General features: G+C 64.9%; 5 protein-coding genes. 3 read left to right on the top strand and 2 right to left on the bottom strand.

All coding sequences use genetic code 11. The features are described 5' to 3' along the window. On the top strand, positions 1-220 hold a 220-nt coding region (locus DD1DGNOD_RS27715), incomplete at its 5' end, for a hypothetical protein (protein WP_206442923.1). Here DD1DGNOD_RS27715 and DD1DGNOD_RS03510 read toward each other — a convergent pair. Beyond that, positions 190-603: a protein kinase domain-containing protein gene (locus DD1DGNOD_RS03510; protein ID WP_131769427.1), complete on the bottom strand. Its 414-nt coding sequence runs from the start codon at positions 601-603 to the stop codon at positions 190-192. The genes DD1DGNOD_RS27715 and DD1DGNOD_RS03510 overlap by 31 nt on opposite strands. A gap of 430 nt (positions 604-1,033) precedes the next feature. On the opposite strand from DD1DGNOD_RS03510, the gene DD1DGNOD_RS03505 reads away from it, so the two are divergent. Then, positions 1,034-1,276, top strand: coding sequence for a type II toxin-antitoxin system Phd/YefM family antitoxin (locus tag DD1DGNOD_RS03505; protein ID WP_131765217.1), 243 nt, complete (start codon positions 1,034-1,036; stop codon positions 1,274-1,276). Between the two features lie 2 nt (positions 1,277-1,278). Continuing rightward, positions 1,279-1,545 carry a type II toxin-antitoxin system RelE family toxin gene (locus DD1DGNOD_RS03500; protein ID WP_131769426.1) on the top strand — a complete coding sequence of 89 codons (267 nt, stop codon included), beginning with the start codon at positions 1,279-1,281 and terminating at the stop codon, positions 1,543-1,545. 337 nt (positions 1,546-1,882) lie between these two features. Here DD1DGNOD_RS03500 and DD1DGNOD_RS27710 read toward each other — a convergent pair whose 3' ends face one another. Further along, complete coding sequence (locus tag DD1DGNOD_RS27710) at positions 1,883-2,161, bottom strand: hypothetical protein (RefSeq protein WP_206442922.1); 279 nt, start codon at positions 2,159-2,161, stop codon at positions 1,883-1,885. Positions 2,162-2,708 lie beyond the last annotated feature (547 nt).

The raw sequence follows: 2,708 nt of genomic DNA, 5'->3' as shown, positions 1-2,708 counted from the left end.
CGTGGGTCGAAGGGGCATCGACGACGTCATCTACTACAGATCCACCACCGTGTTCGGCGACGCCCGCATCACCGGCGTCCAGGCTGAGGTACCGGGCCGACCGTCACGGAGTCGTCGCGGTCATTTCAGCGAAACGCATCCGGGACGCACCGAGGTGCCGCGAAGGGTTGATGGTCGCGTAATTATTACTCAGCGCTCTGTGGTGTCCCCTCGCTGGTGAGCCGTACAACAGATTTCTGCCAGTCCAGCTCGTACCTGCCGGGCCGGCGCCCGCGTGGCCGGATCTTTCCTGAGCATCAGGCGTAGTGTCTCCGCCAGCAGCGGCGGCGCATGCTGCGGGCGTGGGGGCTGCTCGTCGAGTACCGCGTACATGGTCGCGAGTGTTTCCTCCCGCTGGAAGGGGGATATCCCCTCAACCGCCTCGTAGAGCGTCACTCCTAACGAGAAGATGTCGCTGGCCGCGGTTCCTGTCTCGCCGCGGATCCGTTCGGGCGCGGTGTAGGCGGTCGTCATCGGCCCCCACCCGTCGACGGTGATCCTCGTTGCGTTGCTGATCGCGGCAATACCGAAGTCGGTCAGCTTGACCTCGCCGGATCGGGTCATCTGTTGCAGCCATCGGCGCCGAACACACCCGTCTCGACCACGGCAGCCCGGTGCGGGCGGTGGTCTCCATCCCCCGACCGCCGGGTCGCCACCGCCAGCACCGACCGCTCCGCCCGGATCCGGCCCATCGATGCGCCCATACTGATTGAGGAGCTGCGGGCACGGGCCGGCCGTCTTCTCACCGCGGCCGAACGCAGGCGCTATGCGCTCGACAACCCGGACAAGCACGATGCAGAGCCCGGTGCTCAAGCTTTCAACGAAGTATCATGATCGTTTCTATGGATTCCCCGCAGATGGCCGTGGAGGACCACCCGCGACCGGCCACAACCGGACGTCCGCAAGCCGCAGAAAGATCAGCAGAAGAAAGATCGAAAGCATCGTGACCTGCGGATTCAGGCCGAAGATGCTGGTCGGATAGGGTGTGAGCGAGATGCCGATCAGTGAGGCGCGGGACCATCTCGGTGAGATCGTGTCCAAGGCGGAGCACGCGCACGCGCGGATCGTGCTCACCCGTCATGGCCGTGCGGTCGCTGCGGTCATTTCGATCGAGGACCTGCGGGAGCTGGAAGCGGCCGAGGATGAGGCCGCCTTGACCGCCGCGCGGGCTGCGCTTGCGTCCAGTGAGCCGCGCGTGCCGCACCGGGATGTGATGGCCGAGTTCGGCCTGACCTGACGGTGACGTACGAGATCGAGTGGACGACGCCGGCGCTCCGTGAACTGCGCAAGCTGGACAGTGTTACGGCTCGCCGAATGTTGATTGCGGTGACGGGGCTGGCGAACGATCCTCGTCCCCACGGTGTACGGGCACTCGTCGGTGAGTCCTCGGGTGTGCTCCGGCTCAGGGTTGGCGACTACCGGATGATCTACCACGTCGAGGATGACCGGGCCGTCGTCACGGTGGTCCGGGTAGCGCACCACAGAGAGATCTACCACGGGTCCTGATTCCACCGAAAGGCGGACACGAGAAAGGCCCGGGGCGGGCGGATTCCCCGGCTTCTGCGCGCTTTCGGCCCCGCTCCGACCAGCTTGCGTAGCAAACCGCTACCTGAACCGTTCACGAAACACCGAGGCCGGACAGCGGTCAACCGTAGAGCCAGGGGTTCCAAAATTGTGGCGACGCCGCTATTTGGGGGAAGGCGCGCCGGCAGGATCAATACCGATGACTGATCCTGCCGGCGCGATTGATCTATATCCCGATGGCACCGGCTGAACTTCCGCTCGCCACTTGTTACCGGCGAGTTGCCATCGGAGTTATGCCGTCACACCGTGCCGGCGTCGATCAGATGATTGGGCCGACGATCGGACCAACCGGACCGACGATCGGGCCAACCGGGCCAACCGGGCCAACCGGGCCAACCGGGCCGACGATCGGGCCGACACCTGTGTCAACCCCCGCATCGACGCCCGCGTCGGTGTCCGCGAAGGTGGAGTGACCGATGGCGATTACGCTGCTTGCGGTTGCAACAGAGGCGCCCAATCCAATGAAGGCTGCGGCACCGATCGCCGCAGTTGCACCGGCGAGGACTCTCCTGACCATCGAATTCTTGTTGTTCCGCACGGGTAGCACGTACCTCCCAACGCTTTCATCCGATAGAACCTGCAGCAACGCGAACTCCCGAAAAACGAAATGGTAGCCGCGTCTCGTTCACGTTAGGCCATGCGCCGCGCCGGGCGGAGCTATCCCTGGCGCAAATACGTGTACATCACAGGAGCCGGCCCCGGCCGGACAGCGGGCAGGGGTGACGGCGCTCTGCGTGACGAGACCGGGCGGTTCCCCTACCATAACGAAGCCGGATTGTCCGGCTCCGGCGACTGGAATACGTTCCTGATTATCTTCCAACCTAATGAGATCATCATGCTGATACAGCGCGCACCGGGGTCAGCGGCCAATGCCATGTAGAAGAACATGATCGGGATTTGGGGGCCGCGGCCGTGCCGGCCTGCGGGGTCACCGTGCTGTTGGACGGAGAGTGAGGACGGCAGGTGGGCACGGCTGTGGCCGCGCTGGCCGTTGGTGGGCTCGCCGGGACGCCGTATACGACCTGCGGCACGCCGCGGTATCGACGTGGCTGAACGCCGGGGTGCCGCCAACGCAGATAGCTGAG

The organism is Candidatus Protofrankia californiensis, assembly GCF_900634765.1.
Lineage (GTDB): Bacteria > Actinomycetota > Actinomycetes > Frankiales > Frankiaceae > Protofrankia > Protofrankia californiensis.
The sequence above is the reverse complement of the archived record's forward strand: the minus strand, read 5'-3'. Positions and strand labels throughout refer to the sequence as shown.